Annotated in this window: 24 protein-coding genes and 1 other annotated feature; of the genes, 11 read left to right on the plus strand and 13 right to left on the minus strand. The window is 56.8% G+C overall.

Annotation, left to right across the window (positions count from 1 at the left end; genetic code table 11):
• Window positions 1–2 precede the first annotated feature (2 nt).
• Entirely contained in the window at window positions 3–857 is an 855-nt protein-coding gene (locus tag L350_RS11930; protein WP_022647291.1) for a co-chaperone YbbN, read from the plus strand.
• A 49-nt stretch (window positions 858–906) separates the two neighbouring features.
• Here L350_RS11930 and fetB read toward each other — a convergent pair whose 3' ends face one another.
• Together fetB and fetA are read right to left on the minus strand one after the other, a co-directional pair.
• Window positions 907–1,689: an iron efflux ABC transporter permease subunit FetB gene (fetB, locus tag L350_RS11925; RefSeq protein WP_023299475.1), complete on the minus strand. Its 783-nt coding sequence runs from the start codon at window positions 1,687–1,689 to the stop codon at window positions 907–909.
• On the minus strand, window positions 1,682–2,353 hold the full coding sequence (gene fetA / locus L350_RS11920; RefSeq protein ID WP_023305606.1) for an iron efflux ABC transporter ATP-binding subunit FetA: 672 nt from the start codon (window positions 2,351–2,353) through the stop codon (window positions 1,682–1,684). Before fetA ends, fetB begins: the two co-directional genes overlap by 8 nt.
• A 142-nt stretch (window positions 2,354–2,495) precedes the next feature.
• Between fetA and L350_RS11915 the strand changes: the two genes are divergently transcribed.
• The 3 genes from L350_RS11915 (at window position 2,496) to L350_RS11905 (ending at window position 4,868) form a co-directional block, all read left to right on the plus strand.
• Window positions 2,496–3,350 (plus strand): hypothetical protein, encoded by an 855-nt coding sequence (locus L350_RS11915; protein WP_022647288.1) that lies wholly within the window; start codon window positions 2,496–2,498, stop codon window positions 3,348–3,350.
• 154 nt (window positions 3,351–3,504) lie between these two features.
• Window positions 3,505–4,419: an SPFH domain-containing protein gene (locus L350_RS11910; protein WP_003858941.1), complete on the plus strand. Its 915-nt coding sequence runs from the start codon at window positions 3,505–3,507 to the stop codon at window positions 4,417–4,419.
• Complete coding sequence (locus L350_RS11905; RefSeq protein WP_032624729.1) at window positions 4,416–4,868, plus strand: NfeD family protein; 453 nt, start codon at window positions 4,416–4,418, stop codon at window positions 4,866–4,868. Before L350_RS11910 ends, L350_RS11905 begins: the two co-directional genes overlap by 4 nt.
• On the opposite strand, the gene cueR is transcribed toward L350_RS11905, so the two are convergent.
• Window positions 4,865–5,275 (minus strand): Cu(I)-responsive transcriptional regulator, encoded by a 411-nt coding sequence (gene cueR / locus L350_RS11900; protein WP_017383222.1) that lies wholly within the window; start codon window positions 5,273–5,275, stop codon window positions 4,865–4,867. The genes L350_RS11905 and cueR overlap by 4 nt on opposite strands.
• Before the next feature lie 108 nt (window positions 5,276–5,383).
• On the opposite strand from cueR, the gene copA reads away from it, so the two are divergent.
• From copA to ybaK, 3 genes are all read left to right on the plus strand, one after another.
• A complete protein-coding gene (gene copA / locus L350_RS11895; protein WP_032624730.1) occupies window positions 5,384–7,882 on the plus strand; it encodes a copper-exporting P-type ATPase CopA in 2,499 nt (832 codons plus the stop codon).
• A 103-nt stretch (window positions 7,883–7,985) separates the two neighbouring features.
• The gene (locus L350_RS11890; RefSeq protein ID WP_023299471.1) at window positions 7,986–8,780 is read left to right on the plus strand and encodes a TraB/GumN family protein; all 795 of its coding nucleotides are present in this window, start codon (window positions 7,986–7,988) and stop codon (window positions 8,778–8,780) included.
• 198 nt (window positions 8,781–8,978) lie between these two features.
• Window positions 8,979–9,458 carry a Cys-tRNA(Pro)/Cys-tRNA(Cys) deacylase YbaK gene (gene ybaK / locus L350_RS11885; protein ID WP_010428207.1) on the plus strand — a complete coding sequence of 160 codons (480 nt, stop codon included), beginning with the start codon at window positions 8,979–8,981 and terminating at the stop codon, window positions 9,456–9,458.
• Between the two features lie 92 nt (window positions 9,459–9,550).
• Here the strand turns inward: ybaK and ushA are convergent, their stop codons facing one another.
• A complete protein-coding gene (gene ushA / locus L350_RS11880) occupies window positions 9,551–11,203 on the minus strand; it encodes a bifunctional UDP-sugar hydrolase/5'-nucleotidase UshA (RefSeq protein ID WP_022647283.1) in 1,653 nt (550 codons plus the stop codon).
• A 164-nt stretch (window positions 11,204–11,367) separates the two neighbouring features.
• On the opposite strand from ushA, the gene L350_RS11875 reads away from it, so the two are divergent.
• The gene (locus tag L350_RS11875; protein ID WP_022647282.1) at window positions 11,368–12,588 is read left to right on the plus strand and encodes an MFS transporter; all 1,221 of its coding nucleotides are present in this window, start codon (window positions 11,368–11,370) and stop codon (window positions 12,586–12,588) included.
• A gap of 232 nt (window positions 12,589–12,820) precedes the next feature.
• Entirely contained in the window at window positions 12,821–14,497 is a 1,677-nt protein-coding gene (gene ybaL, locus L350_RS11870; RefSeq protein ID WP_022647281.1) for a YbaL family putative K(+) efflux transporter, read from the plus strand.
• A 106-nt stretch (window positions 14,498–14,603) separates the two neighbouring features.
• Here the strand turns inward: ybaL and L350_RS11865 are convergent, their stop codons facing one another.
• From L350_RS11865 to L350_RS11825, 9 genes are all read right to left on the minus strand, one after another.
• Window positions 14,604–15,908 (minus strand): inosine/guanosine kinase, encoded by a 1,305-nt coding sequence (locus L350_RS11865; RefSeq protein WP_022647280.1) that lies wholly within the window; start codon window positions 15,906–15,908, stop codon window positions 14,604–14,606.
• A gap of 62 nt (window positions 15,909–15,970) precedes the next feature.
• On the minus strand, window positions 15,971–16,933 hold the full coding sequence (gene hemH / locus L350_RS11860) for a ferrochelatase (protein ID WP_017383216.1): 963 nt from the start codon (window positions 16,931–16,933) through the stop codon (window positions 15,971–15,973).
• Window positions 16,934–17,057: 124 nt separating this feature from the next.
• On the minus strand, window positions 17,058–17,702 hold the full coding sequence (gene adk / locus L350_RS11855) for an adenylate kinase (RefSeq protein WP_022647279.1): 645 nt from the start codon (window positions 17,700–17,702) through the stop codon (window positions 17,058–17,060).
• Between the two features lie 229 nt (window positions 17,703–17,931).
• A complete protein-coding gene (htpG, locus tag L350_RS11850) occupies window positions 17,932–19,806 on the minus strand; it encodes a molecular chaperone HtpG (protein ID WP_015571245.1) in 1,875 nt (624 codons plus the stop codon).
• A 110-nt stretch (window positions 19,807–19,916) separates the two neighbouring features.
• Window positions 19,917–20,522 carry a recombination mediator RecR gene (gene recR, locus L350_RS11845; RefSeq protein WP_006809843.1) on the minus strand — a complete coding sequence of 202 codons (606 nt, stop codon included), beginning with the start codon at window positions 20,520–20,522 and terminating at the stop codon, window positions 19,917–19,919.
• Window positions 20,522–20,854, minus strand: coding sequence for a YbaB/EbfC family nucleoid-associated protein (locus L350_RS11840; protein WP_003858972.1), 333 nt, complete (start codon window positions 20,852–20,854; stop codon window positions 20,522–20,524). Before L350_RS11840 ends, recR begins: the two co-directional genes overlap by 1 nt.
• A gap of 53 nt (window positions 20,855–20,907) precedes the next feature.
• Window positions 20,908–22,836: a DNA polymerase III subunit gamma/tau gene (gene dnaX / locus L350_RS11835; RefSeq protein WP_023299467.1), complete on the minus strand. Its 1,929-nt coding sequence runs from the start codon at window positions 22,834–22,836 to the stop codon at window positions 20,908–20,910.
• Window positions 21,514–21,578: a sequence feature (DnaX frameshifting element), on the minus strand. (Overlaps the previous gene by 65 nt.)
• An 88-nt stretch (window positions 22,837–22,924) precedes the next feature.
• Complete coding sequence (gene apt, locus L350_RS11830; protein ID WP_000127359.1) at window positions 22,925–23,476, minus strand: adenine phosphoribosyltransferase; 552 nt, start codon at window positions 23,474–23,476, stop codon at window positions 22,925–22,927.
• A gap of 151 nt (window positions 23,477–23,627) precedes the next feature.
• Window positions 23,628–24,005, minus strand: a complete 378-nt coding sequence (locus L350_RS11825; protein WP_023299466.1) for a DUF454 family protein — start codon at window positions 24,003–24,005, stop codon at window positions 23,628–23,630.
• Between the two features lie 50 nt (window positions 24,006–24,055).
• Here L350_RS11825 and priC point away from each other — a divergent pair, with 50 nt between their 5' ends.
• Both priC and rsmS read left to right on the plus strand, forming a co-directional pair.
• The gene (gene priC, locus L350_RS11820; protein ID WP_022647276.1) at window positions 24,056–24,583 is read left to right on the plus strand and encodes a primosomal replication protein N''; all 528 of its coding nucleotides are present in this window, start codon (window positions 24,056–24,058) and stop codon (window positions 24,581–24,583) included.
• A 12-nt stretch (window positions 24,584–24,595) separates the two neighbouring features.
• Entirely contained in the window at window positions 24,596–24,790 is a 195-nt protein-coding gene (rsmS, locus tag L350_RS11815; RefSeq protein ID WP_022647275.1) for a pleiotropic regulatory protein RsmS, read from the plus strand.
• The last annotated feature ends 33 nt before the right edge of the window (window positions 24,791–24,823 follow it).

Raw genomic sequence — 24,823 nt, forward strand, 5'->3', positions numbered from 1 at the left:
GCATGTCCGTACAGAATATCGTCAACATAACTGAAGCTAACCTGCAACAGACACTCGAACAGTCAATGACTACACCGGTGCTGTTCTACTTCTGGTCTGAACGCAGCCAACACTGCCTGCAGCTGACGCCGGTCCTGGAAAGCCTTGCCGCGCAGTACAACGGTCAATTCATTCTGGCGAAGCTGGATTGTGACGCCGAACCGATGGTGGCTTCCCAGTTTGGCCTGCGTGCGATCCCAACCGTCTACCTGTTCCAGAACGGTCAGCCGGTGGATGGCTTCCAGGGGCCGCAGCCGGAAGAGGCGATCCGCGCCCTGCTGGATAAAGTCCTGCCGCGCGAAGAAGAGCTGAAAGCGCAGGAAGCCATGGCGCTGATGCAGGAAGGCAAGTACGACGAGGCGCTGCCGCTGTTAAAAGACGCGTGGCAGCTGTCGAACCAGAACAGCCAGATTGGTCTGCTGCTGGCAGAGACCCAGATTGCGCTGCACCGCCCCGAAGACGCGGAAGCCGTGCTGAAAACGGTGCCGATGCAGGATCAGGACACCCGCTATCAGGGCCTGGTGGCGCAGATTGACCTGCTGAAACAGGCGGCGGATACCCCTGAAATTCAGCAACTTCAGCAGCAGGTTGCGGACAACCCGGCGGATGCCGCGCTGGCAAGCCAGCTGGCGCTTCAGCTTCACCAGGTGGGGCGTAATGAAGAGGCGCTGGAGCTGCTGTTTAGTCACCTTCAGAAGGACCTGGGCGCCGCAGACGGTCAGGCGCGAAAGATGTTCCAGGAGATCCTGGCCGCGCTCGGCACCGGTGACGCGCTAGCGTCTAAGTATCGTCGTCAGCTGTACGCATTGCTTTACTAACAAAAATGCCCGGTGGCGCTAACGCTTGCCGGGCCTACAGAAGCCGATATTACCCCGTCTTTTTCAACTGCGTCACCACCAGCTGGTGGCGCGCGTTGTAAAACTTCCGATAGGTCAGATAGCAGGCAATAATCGTCGACAGGCTCGCCGTAGAGAGCAGCATAAACGTCACCATAATCTGGTATTTAATCGCTTTTACCGGATCGATACCGGCAAAAATCAGCCCCGACATCATGCCCGGCAGGCTCACCAGACCCACGGTTTTGGCGGAATCCACCGTTGGGATCAGCGAAGAACGAATGCTGTCGCGGATCAACCGCGCCGAGGCCACCTTCGGTGTCGCGCCCAGGCTTAGCTTCTCCTGAAGCTGTTGCTGTTCACTGCTGAAGCGTTGCCCCAGATTGTTGTAGCACAACCCGACCGCCACCATCGCATTGCCCGCAATCATCCCGGAAATGGGGATCACCTGCATTGGCGTAAACTCTATCGAGCCGGAGAGCACCAGTACCGCCAGCGTTAACGCGGTCCCGGTAGTGATGGCAATAAACGACGAGAGGAACGCTTTATCGATGTATTTACTGCGTTTCTGCGCGTTCCATGCCGCGTTAAAGCAGATAAACAGCACCATCATCAGGGTCAGCACGGCATGATTGACGTTGAAGATGTATTTCAGCACATAGCCGACGATGATGAGCTGAATGACCGCGCGAACGATACTCCACAGAATATCTTTTTCCAGCCCCAGCTTCTCCCGGTAGCTGACCACAATCGCCACCAGCACCAGCACCATCGACAACGCCAGCGATTCGTTGGTTATGTTATGTTCACCCACGGTGAGCCTCCTCCATTTTCCCGCCCTGCGGCCTGAGCGTGATGACATCATCCGCATGGCTAATTTCATTTGAATCGTGCGTCACCCACAGCACGGCAATATCCTGTTCACGGACGTAGCGATGAATAATCTCATTGACGTTGCGCTTGTTAGCGTCATCCAGCGCGCTGGTGATTTCATCCAGCAAAAGCACCTTCGGCAGGAATTGCAGGTTACGGATCAGCGAGACGCGCTGCTTTTCCCCGCCTGACAGTTCGGCAGTCGATTTGGTCAGCGTCTCCGGCGGAAGCCCAAAACGGGTCAGATCGTCCGCAAACTTTTTCGGATCGGGCGTTTGGTTGCGGATGTGCCAGGGGAAAACCAGATTGTCGTACACCGTGTCGCCAAACAGGGACGGCGTTTGCACGCAGTATGACACCTGCTGGCGATAGCTTTCCGGTGTAAGCGTGGCGATATCTTTCCCTTCAAACAGGATGGTTCCCTCCGTTGGACTCAGTAGCGAAGCCACGATTTTCAGGAGGGTGCTTTTGCCGCAGCCGGAGGGGCCGGTTATGAGTTTAAATTCGCCCGGAGAGAGACAAAAATCGACGTGCTGAAGGATGGTGTTATCACCCACACGAAAGCCAACATCCCTGATATCCAGAAGATTTTTTTTATTATTCATTCCGATTCCGTTAACCGCTGTGATAAGAACAGCCTTTAGCATAATCCTTTCCGCTACGCTGCGCGAATAGCCTTAACCTAGCGCAAGTGTTAAACTTTTTGTTCGGTAATTGTCACCTCTATAACTACAGGAAGTCAGCAACATGACACATATCTTTTATGAGTTCTCTTCCCTGAAGCCTGGTGTTCCAGATGTGGAAACATTAATGGAAGTCATCAATTCTTCTGAACTCACGCGTTTTGTCATGGGTGCAGAGGTGGTCGATTTTGTTAAGAAGGCGCTCATCGTTAACACCACGATCGGAAGCTTTAAAAACTGCTATTTTGCTTTCGATGATGGGGCTTACTTTCTCGAGTTTGACGGCAAGGGTAAATCCAGACGCTTTACTGAGGTGCCGGACTGGTTCGTTTCCCCCGCGGAATTTGCCCGCTCGCAATGGCTGATTAACCATGACCTGGCCGATGTGAAGGCGACAGCGTTTATTGACGTGCTAATGTCCTACCCGCTTAAAGAGCGCCGGGCGCACTGCAATCTGCTGTTTGGTCTGGATCTGCATAAGGTCAATGTGGTTCCGGCGCCTACAGCCCCTGCCGGAAAAATGGGCAATAAAAACGGAAAAACCACCAAGCCTCGCGTCACGGATCTCGGCTCTTTTGAGCTTTTTACCGCGTTCTTTGCACGCATGAAAACCGCCGTCAATGCAAATGAGTTCCCCACCTTACAGGTGCTGACAGGCCAGAAGGATCTTGCAAAAGCGCCGCACAGCTTAAAGCAAGGGATCAGAACCTGGTTTAAGGGGATTACCGGCGATCTGCCGCCGAACAACAAACGTGTCGGAGCGGGCAATGCAGTACTGTTCTGCGCTCCCGTTCGCGAGCAGATCCAGCAGATAGAGGCCATCGGCCTGGAAAAATACTATCAGGGCTTATCGAAAGCCATCGCTGACGCCGGGGATGGGTTTATCACCGACTTCAGCTATACCTGGTCTGAAGAGTAACGCTATGCGCCCCGCTCTCCTGGCGGGGCGTTTTAATTTTACCAGTCCGGTTCCCACCTCTTTACAGGGGCGAAATCCCGCCCGTTAACCGATATACTTACGTTCAACAAATACGCAATTTTTCTCGTTACGGCATGCAAAACAGGAGGTTTTTATGCTCATCGTTGTTCCTGTCCTTATTTTCGTTGCGCTGGTTATCGTGGGCGCAGGCGTCAAAATTGTCCCGCAGGGTTACCAGTGGACCGTCGAACGTTTCGGTCGCTACACCAATACCCTTCAGCCGGGTTTAAGCCTGATCGTCCCCTTCATGGACAGAATTGGGCGTAAAATCAACATGATGGAGCAGGTGCTGGATATTCCTTCCCAGGAAGTCATCTCCAAGGATAACGCCAACGTCACCATCGATGCGGTGTGCTTTATTCAGGTGATTGATGCGCCGAAAGCGGCCTATGAGGTGAGCAACCTGGAGCTGGCGATCGTCAACCTGACGATGACCAACATCCGTACCGTGCTTGGCTCGATGGAGCTGGACGAAATGCTCTCACAGCGCGACAGCATTAATACCCGCCTGCTGCACATTGTTGATGAAGCCACCAATCCGTGGGGGATCAAAGTGACCCGCATTGAGATCCGCGACGTGCGCCCACCGGCAGAGCTGATTGCTTCCATGAATGCGCAGATGAAGGCCGAGCGTACCAAACGCGCCTATATTCTTGAAGCCGAAGGGGTGCGTCAGGCCGAGATCCTGAAAGCGGAAGGGGAAAAACAGTCGCAGATCCTGAAAGCCGAGGGCGACCGTCAGTCTGCCTTCCTCCAGGCAGAAGCGCGTGAACGTTCGGCAGAAGCGGAAGCCCGCGCGACGCAAATGGTTTCCGAGGCGATTGCCGCCGGGGATATCCAGGCTGTGAACTACTTCGTCGCGCAAAAATATACCGATGCGCTGAAGGAGATCGGCTCTGCGAACAACAGCAAAGTGGTGATGATGCCGCTGGATGCCAGCAGTCTGATGGGATCTATCGCCGGAATTGCCGAGTTGATCAAAGACGGCGGAAACGAGCGTAAAAAATGATTGAGCTCATCGTTGCACATCCTCATGCGTTCTGGCTAAGCCTTGGCGGCTTGCTGCTGGCCGCCGAGATGCTTGGCGGCAACGGTTATCTGCTGTGGAGCGGTGTTGCCGCTGTGATTACCGGGCTGGTCGTCTGGCTGCTGCCTGTCGGCTGGGAGTGGCAGGGCGCGCTGTTTGCCGTGCTGACGCTGCTGGCCGCCTGGCTGTGGTGGCGCTGGCTGAACAAACGGGTGAAGGCGCAGAAGCCGGTCGACGCGCATCTCAATCAGCGTGGGCAGCAGATCGTGGGTAAACGTTTTACGCTTGATAACGCGCTGATCAACGGACGCGGTCATGTGCGTGTGGGGGACAGTTCATGGCCGGTGGTGGCCGATGATGACCTCAGCGCCGGCACGCGGGTTGAGGTCATTGCGGTAGAAGGCATTACCCTGCGGGTTAAAGCCTGTTAGGCGTGGGTTTTACGGTGGCAGCAGCCGGAAAGATTGTCGATAATCGGGCACTCGGCGCTGTCATCTCCCGGGCAGGATTCTGCCAGCTGTAGCAGTTGCTCACGCATCGCCTGTAATTCGATGATATGGCGTTCGATCTCCGCCACTTTTTCCAGCGTACGTTTTTTCACGTCGGCACTGTGGCGTTTCGGATCGTTAAACAGGTTAACCAGCTCGCCGCACTCTTCAAGGTTAAATCCTACCTGTCTTGCCTGGCGCAGTAACGTCAGTTCATCAAGATGCAGCTGCGTATAGCTGCGGTAGCCGTTCTCACTGCGCAACGGTGGCGTCACCAGCCCTTTTTCCTCATAAAAGCGAATCGCTTTGCTGGTTAAGCCGGTTTTTTTCGCAACATCGCTGATATTCACATTTCCCCCTTGACCTTCCCCTTGATGGAAGGTTTAACCTTCATAACAGTTAGCGAAAAGCAGAGTGAAGGTCAACAATTGACCAGAACATTATACGGGAGTTTTGTTATGTCTCACACTATTGACCTGACACTGGACGGCCTCTCCTGCGGCCACTGTGTCAAACGTGTTAAAGAAAGCCTGGAGCAGCGTCCTGATGTGGAAAGCGCTGAGGTGACTATCGATCATGCCGCCGTGACCGGCAGCGCCAGCGCCGACGCGCTGATTGATACCATTAAACAGGCCGGTTACGGGGCGGAGTTAAGCCACCCAAAGGCTAAACCGCTGGCAGAGTCATCATCCCCGTCGGAAGCACTGACAGCGGCCACTCCTGAGCTTCCGGTAGCTGATGATATTGATGACAGCCAACAGCTGCTGATCAACGGCATGAGCTGCGCCAGCTGTGTCTCCCGGGTACAAAACGCCTTACAGGCGGTACCGGGCGTCGCACAGGCACGGGTAAACCTGGCGGAGCGTACTGCGCTGGTGATGGGCAGTGCCTCCGCCGCAGATTTAGTGCAGGCCGTGGAGAAAGCGGGCTACGGGGCGGAGGCCATCGAAGATGATGCCGAGCGCCGCGAGCGCCAGCAGGAAACGGCTGTCGCCACCATGAAGCGCTTCCGTTGGCAGGCGATTGTCGCCCTGCTGGTCGGTATTCCGGTGATGGTGTGGGGCATGATGGGTGACAACATGATGGTCACCGCAGACAACCGCACCCTGTGGCTGGTGATTGGTCTGATTACCCTTGCGGTGATGGTGTTTGCAGGCGGACATTTCTATACCAGCGCCTGGAAGAGCCTGAAAAACCGCACCGCGACGATGGACACGCTGGTCGCGCTCGGGACGGGCGCGGCGTGGCTGTATTCGATGAGCGTTAACGTCTGGCCACAGTGGTTCCCGATGGAGGCGCGCCATCTCTATTATGAAGCGAGCGCGATGATTATTGGTCTGATTAACTTAGGCCATATGCTCGAAGCCCGCGCGCGTCAGCGCTCGTCGAAAGCGCTGGAGAGATTACTCGATTTAACCCCGCCGACGGCCCGCGTGGTCACCGACGATGGGGAAAAAAGCGTTCCTCTCTCAGAGGTACAACCCGGTATGACGCTTCGTCTCACCACCGGTGACCGCGTGCCCGTCGACGGTGAAATCACCCAGGGCGATGCCTGGCTTGATGAAGCCATGCTGACCGGTGAGCCGATCCCCCAGCAGAAATCTCAGGGCGATGCGGTGCATGCGGGTACGGTGGTACAGGACGGCAGCGTGCTGTTCCGCGCCAGCGCCGTTGGCAGCCATACCACACTGTCACGCATCATTCGGATGGTCCGCCAGGCGCAGAGCAGTAAGCCGGAAATTGGTCAGCTTGCCGATAAAATCTCCGCCATTTTTGTGCCAGTGGTGGTCGGTATTGCCCTGCTGAGCGCGGCAATCTGGTATTTCTTCGGCCCGGCGCCGCAGATTGTCTACACCCTGGTGATCGCCACCACGGTACTGATCATCGCCTGCCCTTGTGCCCTTGGTCTGGCCACGCCGATGTCGATTATCTCTGGCGTCGGACGCGCCGCCGAATTTGGCGTACTGGTCCGTGATGCTGACGCCCTGCAACGGGCAAGCACGCTGGACACCCTCGTCTTTGACAAAACCGGCACGCTCACCGAGGGCAAACCGCAGGTAGTGGCCGTTAATACCATTGGCTGTACGGAGACGGATGCCCTGCGCCTGGCCGCCGCGCTGGAACAAGGCTCCAGTCACCCGCTGGCGCGCGCCATCCTTGAGAAAGCCGGTGATGCCCGTCTGCCGCAGGTAAGCAACTTCCGCACCCTGCGCGGTTTAGGGGTCAGCGGTGAAGCAGAAGGCCATACGCTGCTGCTGGGTAACCAGGCACTGCTAACTGAACACGGTGTTGATACGTCCGTGCTGGACGCTGAGCTGAACGCGCAGGCCTCTCAGGGCGCGACGCCGGTTCTGCTGGCGAAAGATGGTCATGTGGCGGCGCTGCTGGCCGTGCGCGATCCGTTACGCCAGGACAGCGTGGATGCCTTGCAACGCCTGCACCACGCGGGCTATCGCCTGGTGATGTTAACCGGTGATAACCCGACTACCGCTAACGCCATCGCCAGAGAAGCCGGGATTGATGAGGTGATAGCCGGCGTACTGCCAGATGGCAAAGCGGACGCCATCAGGAAATTGCAACGTGATGGTCGTCAGGTGGCGATGGTCGGCGACGGCATCAACGACGCCCCGGCGCTGGCGCAGGCTGACGTAGGTATTGCGATGGGCGGCGGGAGCGATGTCGCCATTGAAACCGCGGCAATCACCCTGATGCGCCACAGCCTGATGGGCGTGGCGGATGCGCTGGCGATTTCGAAAGCCACGTTGCGCAACATGAAGCAGAACCTGCTGGGGGCCTTCGTCTATAACTCGCTCGGCATTCCGATTGCCGCCGGGATTTTGTGGCCGCTGACCGGCACCCTGCTGAACCCGGTTGTTGCGGGTGCGGCGATGGCGCTCTCGTCAATTACCGTGGTGAGCAACGCTAACCGTCTGCTGCGGTTTAAACCGAAAGCGTAGAATCCCGGAAGCAGGCCGGGTAAGCGCAGCGCCGCCCGGCTTTCGCCTATTGCGCCCCCCTTCCCCACGCGCTAGCATGAACCTTTCCGTTTATGGAGCGCGTATGGGTCTGTTTAATCGTATAAAAACATCGTTTCGCGCCCTTTTTCCCCGCCGTTATGCCTGGCCCGGTATGGATATTTCGCTTCCGGGTGGGCAGCAACTGCACCTGGTGGGAAGCATTCATATGGGCACGCAGGATATGTCCCCCCTGCCCTCCGGCCTGATTAAACTACTGAAGCGCGCCGACGCGCTGATCGTCGAAGCCGACATCTCCGGCCATGAATCGCCGTTTGCCGGGCTGGAAAGCGACCGCCCCCTGGCTGAACGTCTTAACGAGACGCAGCTGGCTGAGCTTACCCGTCTTGCGGATGAGTCCGGCGTCTCGCTCTCAATGCTCGACACCCTGCCCCTGTGGCAAATTGCCATGGTGCTACAGGCAACCCAGGCGCAGCGCCTGGGGCTGCGCGGCGATTACGGTATCGATTATCAACTGCTGAATGCGGCAAGGGCGTGCAACCTGTCCGTCATTGAACTGGAAGGCACGGACAGCCAGATTGCGCTTCTTCGCCAGCTTCCTGATGACGGCAAGATGCTGCTGGATGATACCCTGACCCACTGGCACACCAACGCGCGTCTGCTGCAAACGATGATTGGCTGGTGGCTGGATGCGCCGCCCGCAGACGGTAAGCTGGCATTACCGTCGACGTTCAGTGAATCGTTGTATGATGTGCTGATGAACGCGCGCAACCAGGCGTGGCGGGAGACGCTGTATGCCCTGCCTGCCGGTCGTTATGTTGTCGCGGTTGGCGCGTTGCATTTGTACGGAGAAGGGAATTTGCCGTCGCTGCTGAAATAAAAAAATGGCCAATATTTCTATTGGCCCGTCAAAGAGGAATTTCATCGTTTTTATTATACCGAAGTGACCTTCGGCTACGCCGATTGTCGCTCAAAGTAACCATCACTGCCAATACTATTGCGCAAGATGGTGCTATTTTTTAGACAAACGTCAGGCGTATGCTGCTGGCATGAACCGTCTGTCGTAAGAAGGATAGCCATGACTCCCGCCGTTAAATTACTCGAAAAAAACAAAATTTCTTTCCGGATCCACACCTACGATCACGATCCGAACGAAACCAACTTTGGTGATGAAGTGGTGCGCAAGCTGGGGCTGAACGCGGACCAGGTTTACAAAACGCTGCTGGTCGCGGTGAATGGCGATATGAAGCACCTCGCCGTGGCAGTGACGCCCGTCGCCGGACAGCTTGATCTGAAGAAAGTGGCCAAAGCGCTGGGAGCGAAAAAGGTCGATATGGCAGACCCGATGGTTGCGCAACGCACTACGGGTTATCTGGTCGGCGGGATCAGCCCGCTCGGCCAGAAAAAGCGTCTGCCGACCCTGATCGATGCGCCTTCGCAGGAATTTGAGACGATCTATATTTCTGGCGGCAAACGCGGGCTGGATATCGAACTGGCCGCAGGCGATCTGGCGAAAATGCTGGACGCGAAATTTGCGGATATTGCGCGCAGGGATTGAGAAAATTGCCCGGTGGCGCTGCGCTTACCGGGCCTCCGATTCGAATGTAGGCCGGGTAAGGCGTAGCCGCCACCCGGCACAACACACCCGCACTACTGCCAGCTCACCTCGCCCTTCGGCTCATACGCGTTCACGTCAATCGGTGAATTTTGCTGGATAAACTGCTTCAACACTTCCGCATCAATAAACCCGGTATTTACATAGCCCGGTTTGTTATCGATATGCGGATAGCCGTCGCCGCCGGTGGCGTTAAAGCTTAACGTTGCCAGGCGGTAGGTTTTCGCCGGATCAACAGGTTCGCCTTTGATTTTGAGATCGTTGAGCTTACCGTCCTTCGCGACGAAGCTGACGTTAGCAAACTGCGGATACGCTCCGGAGTCCGGCTTCATCTGCGCCACGGCGGTCAGGTAGTCAATCACCTCTTTCCCGCTCATGTCCGCATACACCACCACGTTGCCAAACGGCTGCACTTTGAGCACGTCTTTATAGGTGATGTTTCCGCCATCGATGGAATCACGAATACCGCCGCCGCTCATCACGCCGAAATCCGCATTCGTGCGCGCCATCTGCGCGGCCAGCACCAGACGCCCCATGTTGGTTTGTACGAAGCGGACTTTGCTGCGGTCCCCTTCCAGTCGTCCGTTAAGCGTGCCTATCTTCACGTCCAACTGCGCTTTCCCTTTGCTCTGGAACGGCGTCAGCAGGGAGAGCATCTGCTGGTTTTCAGCGATCTCTGGCGTGTAGAGTACCCGCTCGCTTTTGCCGTCCGGGTAGGTTACTTTCTTCTTCAGGTTGACCGGGATGAGCTGATAGTGCACCAGCTTCATCTCGCCGTTACGGAATTCGAAATCCGCACGGCCTACGTATTTACCCCACTCGTGGGCCTGTACAATCCAGATCCCGTTCTGACGATCCGGCGCGCACGGCGTGCCGGGCACATAATCTACCTGCTTTTTATTCTCAGAAGCCATGCAGACCGGATCCTGTGAGTGACCGCCCACAATCATCGCCAGCGAGCCCGCAGGAAGGCTGCGCGCCATCTCCACGTCGCCCGGCGCGTTAGAGCCGTGCTGACCGTTGTCGTAATGCCCCATGTGGGTGGTAGCGATAATCACATCCGGTTTTTCATTCTGCTGCAACTCCTGGATCACCAGCTTCGCTTCGTCCGCCGGTTTACGGAATTCGATGTCGGTGAAAAATTCAGGGTTGCCAATTTTGGCCGTATCGTCGGTGGTTAAGCCGATGACCGCGATCTTCAGATCCTGACGCTTAAACAGCGCCCACGGTTTAAACAGGCGCTCGCCGGTGCTTTTCTGATAAATATTGGCGGAAAGGAACGGAAATTTGGACCACTTTTCCTGCTGGCGCAATACGCTCAGCGGGTTATCAAACTCGTGGTTTCCGACCGCCATCGCGTCGTAACCAATTAAATTCATGCCGCGGAAATCAGGCTCGGCATCCTGCAAATCAGATTCCGGTACGCCGGTATTAATATCCCCGCCCGACAGCAACAGCACGCTGCCGCCCTGAGCCGAGACCTCTTTACGAATGCCGTCCACCAGCGTTTTTTGCGCCGCCAGGCCATATTCACCGTATTCGCTGCGCCAGAAATGGCCGTGATGATCGTTAGTATGCAGAATGGTAATTTTATAGGTTTTATCTTTTTCATACGCCTGCGCGGGCAGGCTTGTCAGCCCCCATGCGGCGATGAGCGCCAGCGCGACGCCACGCTTTATTAACTTCATCTTCTCTCTCCCTGACCCATAGACAAACGCAAAAATTACAGTGACTCACAAGAATAGACAAATAAGTTTTCAGAATTGCGACTTTCTTCAAATGTCACGGACGAGTATGTTAGTCGGATAATAATTACTCCCTGCATCTCTAATTACAAATTGACGTGGTATTTATGGCAATCAGTGAATCAACCCAGCCTGTTCAGGGCGTTCCGGCGTCTCCGCCGAAATCGCGCACTTCCTTCAAAGTATTAGGCGCAATCAGTCTCTCTCATCTGCTCAACGACATGATCCAGTCGCTGATTCTGGCGATCTACCCGCTGTTGCAGTCTGAGTTCTCATTAACCTTCGTGCAGATCGGGATGATTACCCTGACCTTCCAGCTGGCCTCTTCGCTGCTACAGCCGGTGGTGGGCTACTGGACGGACAAATACCCGATGCCATGGTCGCTGCCCATTGGGATGTGCTTCACCCTGAGCGGGCTGGTGCTGCTGGCCATGGCGGGCAGCTTTGAGGCGGTACTGGTTGCCGCGGCGCTGGTAGGAACCGGTTCATCGGTGTTCCATCCGGAATCGTCCCGCGTGGCGCGTATGGCCTCCGGCGGACGCCACGGGCTGGCGCAGTCTCTGTTCCAGGTGGGGGGGAACTTTGGTAGCTCCCTCGGTCCTCTGCTGGCGGCGGTAATTATCGCGCCTTACGGCAAAGGCAACGTGGCGTGGTTTGTGCTGGCCGCGCTGCTGGCGATTGTCGTCCTGGCGCAAATCAGCCGCTGGTATGCCGCGCAGCATCGCGTAAATAAGGGAAAACCTGTCGCAAAGATAACTAATCCCCTTCCGCGTAATAAGGTGATCCTTGCCGTCAGCGTGCTGCTGGTGCTGATTTTCTCGAAATATTTCTATATGGCGAGCATTAGCAGCTATTACACCTTCTATCTGATGCAAAAATTCGGATTATCGGTACAAAACGCCCAGTTCCATCTCTTTGCCTTCCTGTTTGCGGTGGCGGCAGGCACGGTGATTGGCGGCCCTGTGGGAGATAAAATCGGACGTAAATATGTGATTTGGGGCTCTATCCTCGGCGTTGCGCCGTTTACGCTTGTTTTACCGTACGCAACACTGGAATGGACCGGAATATTGACAGTGATAATTGGTTTTATTCTCGCGTCGGCGTTTTCAGCCATTCTGGTCTATGCGCAAGAGCTGCTGCCGGGACGTATCGGTATGGTTTCCGGTCTCTTTTTCGGTTTTGCCTTTGGCATGGGCGGCCTTGGCGCCGCCGTGTTAGGGATGGTTGCAGACCACACCAGCATCTTCCTGGTCTATAAAATCTGCGCTTTCCTGCCACTTCTGGGGATGTTGACCATATTCCTGCCTGACAACCGTCATAAAGCGTAACTACATGGCTGCCAAAGTTAAACTTTGGCAGCCGGATAACCTGATGCCATAAGGCTTCCCTCTCCCTCCCCTCAGCAAATTTATCAAAATCTGCCTTTTTTCGTGCTTATTGCCTTTTTATTGTGATTTCAACAATTATTCATAAACATAAGCGTAAAAATTGTCATAAACTATTAATCGGCTTTTTGGTATTTGCACCAAAAATGGATCACCCATCGCGAAAGGAGACGGAATGCACCACGCCACACCGCTTATCACCACCATTGTTGGTGGACTTGTGCTCGCTTTTATCCTCGGCATGATTGCCAACAAACTGCGTATTTCGCCCCTGGTAGGCTATTTGTTAGCGGGCGTGCTGGCAGGACCCTTTACGCCGGGTTTTGTCGCAGATACCAAACTTGCACCGGAGCTGGCGGAACTGGGCGTTATCCTGCTGATGTTTGGCGTCGGACTGCATTTTTCCCTGAAGGATCTGATGGCGGTAAAGTCGATCGCCATACCGGGAGCGATCGCCCAGATAGGGGTGGCGACGCTGCTGGGCATGGCGCTTTCGGCGGTGCTGGGCTGGTCAATCATGACCGGTATCGTATTTGGGCTGTGTCTTTCAACCGCCAGTACCGTGGTGCTGCTGCGCGCGCTTGAAGAGAGGCAGCTGATAGACAGCCAGCGCGGGCAAATCGCGATTGGCTGGCTGATAGTTGAAGATCTGGTGATGGTGTTGACGCTGGTACTGCTGCCCGCCGTCGCCGGGATGATGGAAAAAGAGAATATCGGCTTCGCTTCGCTGGCGCTGGATATGAGCATTACCATCGGTAAGGTTGTGGCGTTTATTGCCATCATGATGCTGGTGGGCCGCCGTCTGGTGCCGTGGATCATGTCCCGCAGCGCCGCCACCGGCTCGCGTGAACTGTTCACGCTTTCGGTCCTTGCGCTGGCGCTGGGCATTGCCTTTGGCGCTGTCGAGCTGTTTGACGTCTCCTTTGCGCTGGGCGCGTTCTTCGCCGGGATGGTGCTGAACGAGTCCGAGCTGAGCCACCGTGCCGCGCACGATACTCTGCCACTACGTGATGCGTTCGCGGTGCTGTTCTTTGTCTCCGTCGGGATGCTGTTCGACCCGATGATCCTCATCCAGCAGCCGCTGGCCGTGCTGGGTACGCTGGCAATCATCATCTTTGGTAAGTCCGTTGCCGCCTTCTTCCTGGTGCGGATGTTCGGTCACTCGCCGCGCACGGCGCTGACCATCGCCGCCAGCCTGGCGCAGATTGGCGAGTTCGCCTTTATTCTGGCTGGTCTGGGAATGGCCCTGAATCTGCTGCCACAGGCTGGGCAAAATCTGGTGCTGGCGGGGGCGATCCTCTCCATCATGTTGAACCCGGTATTGTTTGCCCTGCTGGAGAAATATCTCGAGAAGACCGAAACCCTCGAAGAGCTGACGCTGGAAGAGGCGACAGAAGAAGAGAAACAGATCCCGGTGGATATCTGCAACCACGCGCTGCTGGTCGGTTTTGGCCGCGTCGGCAGCCTGCTGGGTGAAAAACTGATGGCTCAGGGCATTCCACTTGTAGTGATTGAAACGTCACGCACTCGCGTCGACGAGCTTCGCGAGCGCGGCATCCGCGCGGTGCTGGGCAACGCTGCTAACGAAGAGATTATGAATCTGGCGCATCTGGACTGTGCTCGCTGGCTGCTGCTCACTATCCCGAACGGTTACGAGGCTGGCGAGATTGTCGCCACAGCCCGTGAAAAATGCCCGCATATCGAAATCATAGCCCGCGCCCATTATGATGACGAAGTGGAGTACATTACCGAGCGCGGCGCGAATCAGGTGGTGATGGGTGAGCGTGAGATTGCGAATACGATGCTGACAATGCTGACGAAGCCGCCGGTTGAAGAGGCGGTGACGGGGTAAATTTTGTGCGGCCTGGTCCCCTCACCCCAGCCCTCTCCCCAAAGGGGAGAGGGTGTTCAAGTTCCCTCTCCCCTTTGGGGAGAGGGCCAGGGTGAGGGGTCTTCTTTTACCTGTCCCAATACGCCTCTTCGAGGCTGTCTTCCCGTTCCGGCAGCCCACGCGTTAAGCGCGGTGAATGCTGGTTCAGCACCTGATAACTCACGCGGTTCGCGTACTTGCACACCTGCGCCAGCGAGGAATAGGTCAGCCAGTTGAAGGTGTGTTTGCTGGAATTCGGCACATTGGTTTTGTGGTAGGCGTTAGCGGTGATGTCGTGCAGCAGCGCGGCCAGCGCGCCGTCGCCCGCGCCGTTGGTGTTCATGATCTTCTCGGGGCCACCCATATACGGTGCAATGTGGGAGAAGATACGCAGCGGGTTGATGCAGTCTTTATGACGCATGGCGCGGCTGAACTCGTACTGGTTAAATTCGGCGATAGCGCCCGGCAGCAGCGGGTGCTGGGTTTTCCGCTTGCTCTCTTCTTCCGTGAAGCCCGCCATGTACAGCCCGACCGGCCCGGCGGTGCAGAGCACCAGATCCACCCAGTCCAGCGCCTTATCAGACGCCAGCAGCGGATCGCTTTCTCCGGTCAGCGCTTCGGCTTCTTCTTCATTCATCGCCAGAATCGAGACGTGTTCTTTCAGGAAGGCCTGCCACCACTCCGGGTTGTCGGCAATCACGAATTTGGTGCCCAGCGTCAGAACCACAGGCACGTTGTATTTCTTCGCATACTCAATTGCCTTCATGGTTGCGTCCGGCATTGGTTCGCCCGGCTTGCAGCGCACCAGATAAGACGTCAACACCAGCGCAGACGCGCCCGCGATCACCTCTTCCGGAATACTTTCAGCGCGTAGCTTGTTCATATGGCCGGGGCTGATGGCAAAGGTACGCTCGCCGGAATCGCTTATCAGCGTAAAGCAACGACCAATCGGCCCGTCAACGCCCTGCAAATAGTTCAGATCGGTGCGGCTGGAGGTATTGCACAGGTAGCGGTAGGCGTAGCCACCGATTTCGATATTGCTGCACATCACGCCAAGCAGTACCGAGCGGTCGTCTGCCAGAACAGAGTAGTTGTGCATGGTGTTACCGATGGTGCCGCCAGCAAACTGGTGGGTGATAAGATTTTCGCGCATCAGTTCCTGATACAGCGCTTCGGCAACGTCATCCTCAATCACCAGCGAGTGCCCGGCGCTCAGACCGTAACGTGCGACAAACGCATCATCCACTTTGGCTTCAATGTCCACCAGCGTCTGATCGATACCGACCACCCAGGCAGCGCTGGTTTCGCTTTCCTGCTGAATTTGCTGTAACAGCGGATCGCGGGCATCGACGGGGAAATAGTGTTTGGACTTACGTTTACCGGGAAATTTCATGGTCTGAACTGTGCAAAGAATACGGGCCGGGAATGGTAGCACAAACCCGGCCCGTAACGCGATCAGCGGCGGGTGGTGACCAGTGACACCATCATATCGATGTGTTCAGGGGAGTCGTTAAGCGCAGGAATGTATTCGTATTTCGTTCCGCCGGCCTCCATGAAGAACTCTTTGTTCTGGACGGCAATCTCTTCCAGCGTTTCCAGACAATCCGCCGAGAAGCCCGGCGACATAACCTGAATGTGCTTCACGCCCTTCTCGCCCAGCATTTTTAGCGTTTCATCAGTATACGGGGTCAACCACGGTTCACGACCGAAGCGCGACTGGAAGGTCATCATCACCTTCTCAGGCGGCAGGCCGAGGGCGGAGACCAGCTCGCGGGTGGTATCGCGGCAACGCTGGGGGTAATCGTCCCCTTCGTTCGCGAAACGCTGCGGAATACCGTGATAGGAGAGCAGCAGCAGATCCGGCTCGCCGTGTTTTTCAAACGACGCGCGCGCGCTGCTGGCAAGCGCCTGAATGTACAGCTCGTTATCGGCGTAGTCGCGGATAAAGGTGATGCCCGGTATACGGCGGCGGGTCGCCAGAATGCGTGCCAGTTCGTCCCAGACGGCAGCCACCGTGGAGCACGAATACTGCGGATAAAGGGCCAGCACCACAATGTGTTCAACGCCCTGCGCCAGCAGAGAGTCGACGGCGCTTTCCAGGGATGGCTTACCGTAGCTCATACCGAGCGCAACGGGCATGTCCGGCAGACGGGCGGCCAGCGCCTTCTCCTGACGACGGCTGTAGACCATCAGCGGCGAGCCTTCTTCCATCCACACGGACTGATAGAGCTTTGCTACACGCGGAGAACGAATCGGCAGAATGACACCACGCAGCAGTGGCCACCACAGCAGTCTTGGGGTATCCACGACGCGCGTGTCGCTTAAAAATTGTCGCAGGTAGCGTTTTACCGCCGCTGGAGTAGGTGCTTCTGGGGTGCCCAGATTGGCAAGCAGGATGCCGGTTTTCGCCTGACTCATTCACGCCTCTTAACCATTTGATAGGCTGTCAATTGTAGCGGAAATGCGTTTAAACGAAACCCATTGCTGTAATAGGTAAGATGAGAATTTTTCTCACCCGGGGCTCCGGGTGAGAGAGGTGCGCTTAGCCGAGGATTTTTTCCAGCTCTGCACGTACGTCAGCCACGGCTTTGGTGCCGTCAACTTTCGCGTATTTGGTGTTACCCGCCTGCGCCTCTTTGGAGTAGTAGCCGATCAGCGGTGCGGTCATCTGATGGTATTCCACCAGGCGTTTACGCACGGTTTCTTCCTGATCGTCTTTACGGGTGGTCAGCTCTTCGCCGGTCACGTCGTCTTTGCCTTCAACCTTAGGCGGGTTGAATTTGATGTGGTAAACGCGGCCAGAGGCAGCGTGCACGCGACGGCCAACGATACGGTCAACGATCAGTTCGTCCGGTACATCGAACTCCAGCACGTAATCCACGTTGATGCCAGCTTCTTTCATGGCGTCAGCCTGAGGAATGGTGCGTGGGAAGCCGTCCAGCAGGAAACCATTGCGGCAGTCTTCCTGAGCAATGCGCTCTTTTACCAGCGCGATAACCAGTTCGTCGGTCACCAGCTTGCCTGCGTCCATGATGTCTTTAGCTTGTTTGCCCAGCTCGGAGCCAGATTTAACAGCGGCACGCAGCATGTCACCAGTAGAGATTTGCGGAATACCGTATTTCTCCATGATGAACTGAGCCTGAGTTCCCTTACCCGCGCCCGGAGCGCCAAGCAGAATAATACGCATTGCGAAAATCCCCTCAAATGTCGATTCAATTTTTCAAAAGCGCTAAACAATACCACCAGAACGGGTATCGCTCAAGGAAGGCGGGGAGGCTGAAACGGTTAACGGGGGGAGATTATTTGGGTTAGTGCGAGAATGCCCCCTCACCCTAACCCTCTCCCCAAAGGGGAGAGGGGACGATTAAACCCTCTCCCCTTTGGGGAGAGGGCCAGGGTGAGGGGTAGGTTTTGTATTACGCCAGCAGCAGCGCATTCACACGTTTAATGAACAGGTTAGGATCTTCCAGGGTGCCGCGCTCGGCCAGCAGGGACTGATCCAGCAGCAGTTCAACCCACTCCGCAAAGCGGGCGTCGTCCTGGGTATCCGCCGCGCGTTTCACCAGCGGATGATCCGGATTAAGCTCAAAGATATATTTCACTTCCGGCACGGCCTGGCCCGCCGCAGCGAACAGTTTCGCCATCTGGGTGCTCATTTCGTCCGCATCGGTGGTGACAATGGCTGGCGTATCGGTCAGACGGTGCGTGAAGCGCACCTCTTTCACGCGGTCGCCCAGCAGGGTTTTCACGCGCTCAACGAACGGCTCCAGCGCCTTCTCGGCTTCCTTCGCGCTGTCGTCCACTTCATCCGCCAGCTTATCGATAGACTCGTCGGCTTTAGCAACGGACTGGAAGGATTTACCGTCGAACTCGGTCAGGTAGTTCATCATCCACTCGTCGATGCGGTCAGACAGCAGCAGCACTTCGATGCCTTTCTTACGCAGCAGCTCCAGATGCGGACTGCTCTTCGCTGCCGCATAGCTGTCGGCGGTGATGTAGTAGATCTTCTCCTGCCCTTCTTTCATGCGGGAGACGTACTCTTCCAGCGACACGGTCTGGGCGGAGGAGTCGTTGTGCGTAGAGGCGAAGCGCAGCAGTTTAGCGATAGCTTCCACGTTCGCGGTGTCTTCCGCCGGGCCTTCTTTCAGCACCAGGCCGAACTGTTTCCAGAAGGTCTGGTATTTTTCCGCATCGTCTTTCGCCAGTTTTTCCAGCATCTGCAACGCTCGCTTGGTCAGGGCGTTACGCAGGTTACGGGTGACGGTGCTGTCCTGGAGAATTTCACGGGAGACGTTCAGCGGCAGATCGTTGGAATCTATCAGGCCACGCACAAAGCGCAGGTAGTTCGGCATGAACTGCTCGGCGTCGTCCATGATGAAGACGCGCTGCACGTACAGCTTCAGGCCGTGCTTGTGATCGCGGTTCCACATGTCCCACGGCGCCTGCGCCGGAATGTACAGCAGGCTGGTGTACTCCTGCTTCCCTTCCACACGGTTGTGGCTCCAGGTCAGCGGGTCGGTAAAGTCGTGGGCGATGTGCTTGTAAAACTCGTTGTACTCGTCGTCTTTAATTTCAGCTTTGTTGCGCGTCCACAGCGCCTGCGCCTTGTTGATTTTCTCCCAGGAAACCACGGTTTCGCCGTCTTTCTCTTCCTGTTTTTCAATCTCAACCGGCAGCGCGATGTGGTCAGAATATTTGCTGATGATGGAGCGTACGCGCCAGTCGTTCAGGAAATCGTCTTCGCCTTCGCGCAGGTGCAGAGTGATTTCGGTGCCGCGATCCGCTTTGGTGATATCATCAACGGTGTATTCGCCTTCCCCTTTGGATTCCCACAGCACGCCGTTTTCGGCGCTGTCGCCCGCGGCGCGGGTGCGCACGGTGACTTTATCCGCCACGATGAATGCCGAGTAGAAGCCTACGCCGAACTGACCGATCAGCTGGCTGTCTTTCGCCTGGTCAGAGCCCATGGACTCGAGGAACGCTTTGGTGCCGGATTTAGCGATGGTGCCGAGATGGTCGATCACCTCGTCGCGGTTCATCCCGATGCCATTATCGGCAATCGTCAGGGTGCGGTTCTCTTTATTAAAAGAGACGCGCACGCGCAGTTCGCCATCGCCTTCGTACAGATCCGGGTTGGACAGCGCGCGGAAGCGCAGCTTGTCCGCCGCATCGGAGGCGTTGGAAATCAGCTCACGCAGGAAGATTTCTTTGTTGGAATACAGGGAATGGATCATCAGGTGCAGAAGCTGTTTTACTTCTGACTGGAAACCACGGGTTTCTTGTCCTTTCATCTAAGTCGACCTCAACAATGCCATTTAATGGGGTTGTAAAACGTTGAGTGAGAGATGGGGATAAGGGGGGGAATTTTCAAGCGGAGGCCGCGCACGCAGCCTCCGTTTGGTCAGAAAATAATCTTGTGTCGTCCGGCCAGCGAGTGCGACAGCGTGGTGCCGTCGACCATCTCCAGCTCACCGCCGACCGGCACGCCGTGGGCGATGCGGCTGGCGTCAACGCCGTACTGCGCGCACAGCTCGGCGATGTAGTTGGCGGTTGCCTCCCCTTCCACCGTCGGGTTGGTGGCGAGGATCACCTCTTTGATCGTCTCGGACTCAAGACGCTGTTCAAGACGATCGAGACCGATATCATCCGGGCCGATGCCGTCCAGCGGGGAGAGATGCCCCATCAGCACGAAATAGCGGCCGGAAAACTGCCCGGTTTGTTCGATGGCGTAGATGTCCGCCGGACTCTCCACCACGCAAATCTGACCGTTTTCCTGACGACGCGGGTTCGTGCAGATGTTACAGACGTCCTGCTCGGTAAAGGTCCGGCAATCCGCACAGTGACCAATTTCTGACATGGCGCGGGTCAGAGCCTGCGCCAGGCGCATCCCGCCGCTGCGGTCGCGCTGCAATAGCGTAAACGCCATACGCTGCGCCGACTTCGGGCCAACGCCCGGCAGGCAGCGCAGTGCTTCCATTAACTGCGTGAGCAGCGGACTGGTTTGCATCAGAATGGCATCTTAAAGCCCGGCGGCAGTTGCATACCGCTGGAAACAGAGGCCATTTTCTCTTTCTGGGTTTCGTCGATACGGCGAGCGGCATCGTTAAACGCGGCTGCAACCAGATCTTCCAGCATCTCTTTATCGTCTTCGAGCAGGCTCGGGTCGATTTCAACGCGACGGCAGTTATGCGCACCGTTGATGGTCACCTTGACCAGACCGGCACCGGATTCACCCGTGACTTCCAGCTGAGCGATCTCTTCCTGCATCTTCTGCATTTTTTCCTGCATCTGCTGAGCCTGCTTCATCAGGCCACCCAGACCGCCTTTTCCACCAAACATAGGCTTCTCTCTTCTTTCACGTTAAGGATTACAACCGTAAGTCAGACTCACGATCAAAGGGGGCGAATACTCTCTTCATCCAGATCGGCGTCGAAGAACCGGCGCAGGGTCTGGATGTTGTTATCCGCGATAATCGACTCGCGCGCCTGCGCGAGCTTCTCTTCATAAATCGCCTGTCGCCACTCGAGCGGCGTTTTCACCGCCGGATTATCATCTTCAATGATAGTCAATTCAACCGGCACACCCTGTAAGGCGGTAAGCGCCTCGGCCAGCGCCTTTTGCGCGCCTGGGGAGTTGAGGTGCCGCTGGCCAGGGCGCAGGTGCAGACGCACCTGATTGCCTTCCTGCTCTTTCCAGGCATTCAGCGCGACCTGCTCCACCAGCTTCGGCAGCTGAAGTTTGCTGACCTCAGCGGCCCAGGCGTCGCGCTCGATGGACTCTTCCGCGAGCTTCGCGGACAGCTCCGGCGTTTTTTCATGCTCAAGCGCCTTTTTCAGCGCTTTTGGCGTGGCGACCACTTCCTTGACCGTTTCAACAACGGTAGTCGCCTTCCAGCGGTATGCCTCTTCTTTCGCCGGGGCTTTTTGCTCGAGCGCGGACGGTGCCGGACGCGACTGCACGCGCTCCGTTACCGAGGCCAGTCGTTCAAGCGCGGCGTTGTTCACCGGCCGCGCTCTTGCAGGCGCTGCCGGTTCACTCTTTTTTGGTTTGGTTGCTCCCTGCGCACGTTGCAACTGGCTTCGCGCGGCAAGCACCGAACTGGTGGCATCCGACAGCGGCACGTTCTGCGGCGGCGGCGATGCCGGTTGCGGTGGCACCTGCTGCGGTGACATTACCGCGGTCGGCGCAACCGGCGCAAAGGACTGCCGGGGGGTTTCCGGCTCCGGCAATGGCTTGCGCGGATGGAAGGCCAGCGCGCGCAGCAGCGTCATTTCAACGCCCATCCGGCGATCCGGTGCAAACGGCAGCTCTTTGCGGCCAATCAGCAGGGTTTGATAATAAAGCTGAACATCAGCCGGCGGCACGGTGCGCGCAAGTTCACGCATCCGCTGTTCAATGGTCGCCATGTCCGCGCCAATGGCCGACGGAGACAATTGCAGCATCGCCACGCGATGCAGCAGGCTGAGCATCTCGACCAGCAGCGCTTCCCATTCAATGCCACGGGCGGCGGCATCGTTGACGAGGGTCATTACCCGCTCACCGTTGGCGGCGATCATCGCTTCGATAAGCGACAGCGCCTGATCGTCATCCAGCGTGCCGAGCATGGTGCTGACCGCGTCAGTGGAAAGCTTACCGTCACCGCTGGCAATTGCCTGGTCAGTCAGGCTCAGCGCATCACGCAGGCTGCCGTCCGCCGCGCGGGCCAGCAGCTGCAGGGCGCGCGGCTCGTGAACGATCTTTTCTTCATCAAGAATGTGTTCAAGCTGAGCGCGGATCTGCTCAACGTCCAGCGCCTTCAGATGGAATTGCAGGCAGCGCGACAGGATCGTGACCGGCAGCTTTTGCGGATCGGTGGTCGCCAGCAGGAATTTTACATGCGCAGGCGGCTCTTCCAGCGTTTTCAGCAGGGCGTTGAAGCTGTGGCGCGACAGCATGTGCACTTCATCGATCAGATAGACCTTGAAGCGGCCGCGCGCCGGGGCGTACTGCACGTTGTCGAGCAGATCGCGGGTGTCTTCCACCTTGGTGCGCGAGGCGGCGTCGATCTCGATCAGATCGACAAAACGCCCCTGCTCGATCTCGCGGCAGTTGTCACATACGCCGCACGGGGTGGCGGTGATCCCGGTTTCGCAGTTCAGACCTTTTGCCAGCAGGCGGGCAATAGAGGTTTTACCGACGCCGCGGGTGCCGGAGAAAAGATAGGCGTGATGGATGCGACCTAGCGACAAGCCGTTCGCCAGGGCCGTCAGCACATGTTCCTGACCGACAACGTCAGCAAAGGTTTGTGGTCGCCATTTACGGGCTAACACCTGATAACTCATGGGCAGGCTCTGCAACGCTGGAAGGTGAATTAATGGAGGGGAATGCTATCACAACCTCACCCATTGAGCGAGGTTGTGAGATACGGGATTAATGTCCCGGGAAAGGCACCAGGCTGTAGCTGGTAATACCCTGTTTTTCCAGGCGCTGCTCGCCGCCGAGATCGAACAGGTTGATGATGAATGCCGCGTCGGTCACTTCCCCGCCCAGACGACGGATCAACTTCACGGTCGCTTCGATGGTGCCGCCGGTTGCCAGCAGATCGTCCACCACCAGCACTTTGTCGCCTGGCTTGATGGCATCAACGTGAATTTCCAGCTGATCGGTGCCGTATTCCAGCTCATAGCTCTCAGCAATGGTTTCACGCGGCAGTTTGCGCGGCTTACGCACCGGCACAAAACCCACGCCCATCGCCAGCGCAACCGGTGCGCCGAACAGGAAGCCACGGGCTTCGGTACCTACTACTTTGGTGATCCCGGCGTTTTTATAACGCTCAACCAGCAGTTCAATGCTGAGGGCGTACGCTTTCGGGTCTTCCAGCAAGCTGGTGACATCACGGAAAAGAATGCCAGGCTTTGGATAATCCTGGATACTTTTGATGCTATTTTTCAGATATTCAAGCTGCTGTGCAGTTGCGGTCATCGGTTTGTGCCTAAATGAAACAGTGTTACTCACGGCGCGCGACGAGTCGGTCAAAGTAACAGTTGTTTAACCTTTGACCAGGCGCACCTGTGCTCGAAAACGGTCGAATTTACTGGCTGTGCGCCATAATTGCAACCGCCATGATGAGGCTTCAGTGCTTTTGTTGCTTTTCATCAACCACGGGGATCCGCCACATGAAGATCAGCAGGCAGACCAGGATCGCCAGCAGCAGAATGCGCACCCACATCATTTTCACCAGCCATAACGAGACGGCGAAGGTGATCAGGATGAAGGCAATGGCGCGCGGCTTGGCCCCGGGCGGCATGGCCCGGTGTTTTTGCCAGTGCCGCAGGTAGCCGCCAAACCACGAACGGTACAGGAGCCAGTGGTGAAAACGCGGCGACGAGCGGGCGAAGCACCAGGCGGCCAACAGGATGAACGGGGTGGTCGGCAGCAAGGGCAATACGATGCCCAGCGTACCCAGCACTACCGCGAGCCAGCCAATGATGATTAAAATAGTACGCTGCATAATGCGAATCGTTATCAAACTGAACGGCTACTTTACCACTGGAGAGCGCATTGAAAACAGCACTGCTTCTTGAGAGGCTGCAAAATCAGCTGATCGCGCTGCGGGCGCAGGCCACACCGCTGATGGGACATGCTACGCTGAAACCGCGCTTTGATCGGCAGCTCTTCCGCACCCGCAGTACCGTCATTCAGGATTACCTTGCTGAAATGCAGACCAACCTCGACGAGCTTCGCCACGCGGTTGAGAGTGAACAGCAGGAACAGGTGGTGTGGCTTGCGGAGCATCTTACCGAGCAGATCACCGCCCTGCACCGCGAAATCGCCGCCTGGCCGCTACGGGCGTGGGACAGCGCCTCGCCTGGGCTCGGAAAATGGCAGCGCAAGCGGCTGGAGAACCAGGAGTTTGAGCGGCGTCTGTTTGAGATGAAGTGTGAGCGCGAAGCCCGCCTGACCACCAGCGAAACGCTGCAAGAGCAGCAGTTATTAATGCGTGAAATCAGCGCGCTGGAAGGCCGCATCGTCCGCTGCCGTCAGGCGCTGGATGAGATTGAACGCGTCATTGAACGCCTGACCCGTTAACAGGAGCCACTAATGTCACTGGAAAATGCCCCCGACGAGGTCAAGCTGGCCGTCGATTTAATTATGCTGCTGGAGAATCACGAGATCCCGGCGGAGACGGTGCTGAAAGCGCTGGAGATTGTGCGGCGGGATTTTGAGGGAAAGGTGAAGGCCGGTTGCCCTCACCCTCACCCTAGCCCTCTCCCTGGAGGGAGAGGGGACCGTTAGGTGCGGTTCGAAAGATCTGCCCTGATTCGCTTT

The sequence above is a fragment of the Enterobacter sp. MGH 4 genome, assembly GCF_000534735.1.
Classification (GTDB): domain Bacteria; phylum Pseudomonadota; class Gammaproteobacteria; order Enterobacterales; family Enterobacteriaceae; genus Enterobacter; species Enterobacter intestinihominis.

Bases quoted from the DNA above. Each gene is read 5' to 3' on its own strand.
- L350_RS11910 (WP_003858941.1), top strand. From the start codon at position 3,505: ATGCTCATCGTTGTTCCTGTCCTTATTTTCGTTGCGCTGGTTATCGTG.
- hemH (WP_017383216.1), bottom strand. From the start codon at position 16,933: ATGAGTCAGGCGAAAACCGGCATCCTGCTTGCCAATCTGGGCACCCCA.
- copA (WP_032624730.1), top strand. From the start codon at position 5,384: ATGTCTCACACTATTGACCTGACACTGGACGGCCTCTCCTGCGGCCAC.
- L350_RS11825 (WP_023299466.1), bottom strand. From the start codon at position 24,005: ATGCAGCGTACTATTTTAATCATCATTGGCTGGCTCGCGGTAGTGCTG.
- htpG (WP_015571245.1), bottom strand. From the start codon at position 19,806: ATGAAAGGACAAGAAACCCGTGGTTTCCAGTCAGAAGTAAAACAGCTT.
- rsmS (WP_022647275.1), top strand. From the start codon at position 24,596: ATGTCACTGGAAAATGCCCCCGACGAGGTCAAGCTGGCCGTCGATTTA.
- fetA (WP_023305606.1), bottom strand. From the start codon at position 2,353: ATGAATAATAAAAAAAATCTTCTGGATATCAGGGATGTTGGCTTTCGT.
- L350_RS11865 (WP_022647280.1), bottom strand. From the start codon at position 15,908: ATGAAATTTCCCGGTAAACGTAAGTCCAAACACTATTTCCCCGTCGAT.
- ybaK (WP_010428207.1), top strand. From the start codon at position 8,979: ATGACTCCCGCCGTTAAATTACTCGAAAAAAACAAAATTTCTTTCCGG.
- ybaL (WP_022647281.1), top strand. From the start codon at position 12,821: ATGCACCACGCCACACCGCTTATCACCACCATTGTTGGTGGACTTGTG.
- L350_RS11905 (WP_032624729.1), top strand. From the start codon at position 4,416: ATGATTGAGCTCATCGTTGCACATCCTCATGCGTTCTGGCTAAGCCTT.
- L350_RS11875 (WP_022647282.1), top strand. From the start codon at position 11,368: ATGGCAATCAGTGAATCAACCCAGCCTGTTCAGGGCGTTCCGGCGTCT.
- ushA (WP_022647283.1), bottom strand. From the start codon at position 11,203: ATGAAGTTAATAAAGCGTGGCGTCGCGCTGGCGCTCATCGCCGCATGG.
- L350_RS11930 (WP_022647291.1), top strand. From the start codon at position 3: ATGTCCGTACAGAATATCGTCAACATAACTGAAGCTAACCTGCAACAG.
- recR (WP_006809843.1), bottom strand. From the start codon at position 20,522: ATGCAAACCAGTCCGCTGCTCACGCAGTTAATGGAAGCACTGCGCTGC.
- apt (WP_000127359.1), bottom strand. From the start codon at position 23,476: ATGACCGCAACTGCACAGCAGCTTGAATATCTGAAAAATAGCATCAAA.
- L350_RS11890 (WP_023299471.1), top strand. From the start codon at position 7,986: ATGGGTCTGTTTAATCGTATAAAAACATCGTTTCGCGCCCTTTTTCCC.
- L350_RS11915 (WP_022647288.1), top strand. From the start codon at position 2,496: ATGACACATATCTTTTATGAGTTCTCTTCCCTGAAGCCTGGTGTTCCA.
- adk (WP_022647279.1), bottom strand. From the start codon at position 17,702: ATGCGTATTATTCTGCTTGGCGCTCCGGGCGCGGGTAAGGGAACTCAG.
- dnaX (WP_023299467.1), bottom strand. From the start codon at position 22,836: ATGAGTTATCAGGTGTTAGCCCGTAAATGGCGACCACAAACCTTTGCT.
- L350_RS11840 (WP_003858972.1), bottom strand. From the start codon at position 20,854: ATGTTTGGTGGAAAAGGCGGTCTGGGTGGCCTGATGAAGCAGGCTCAG.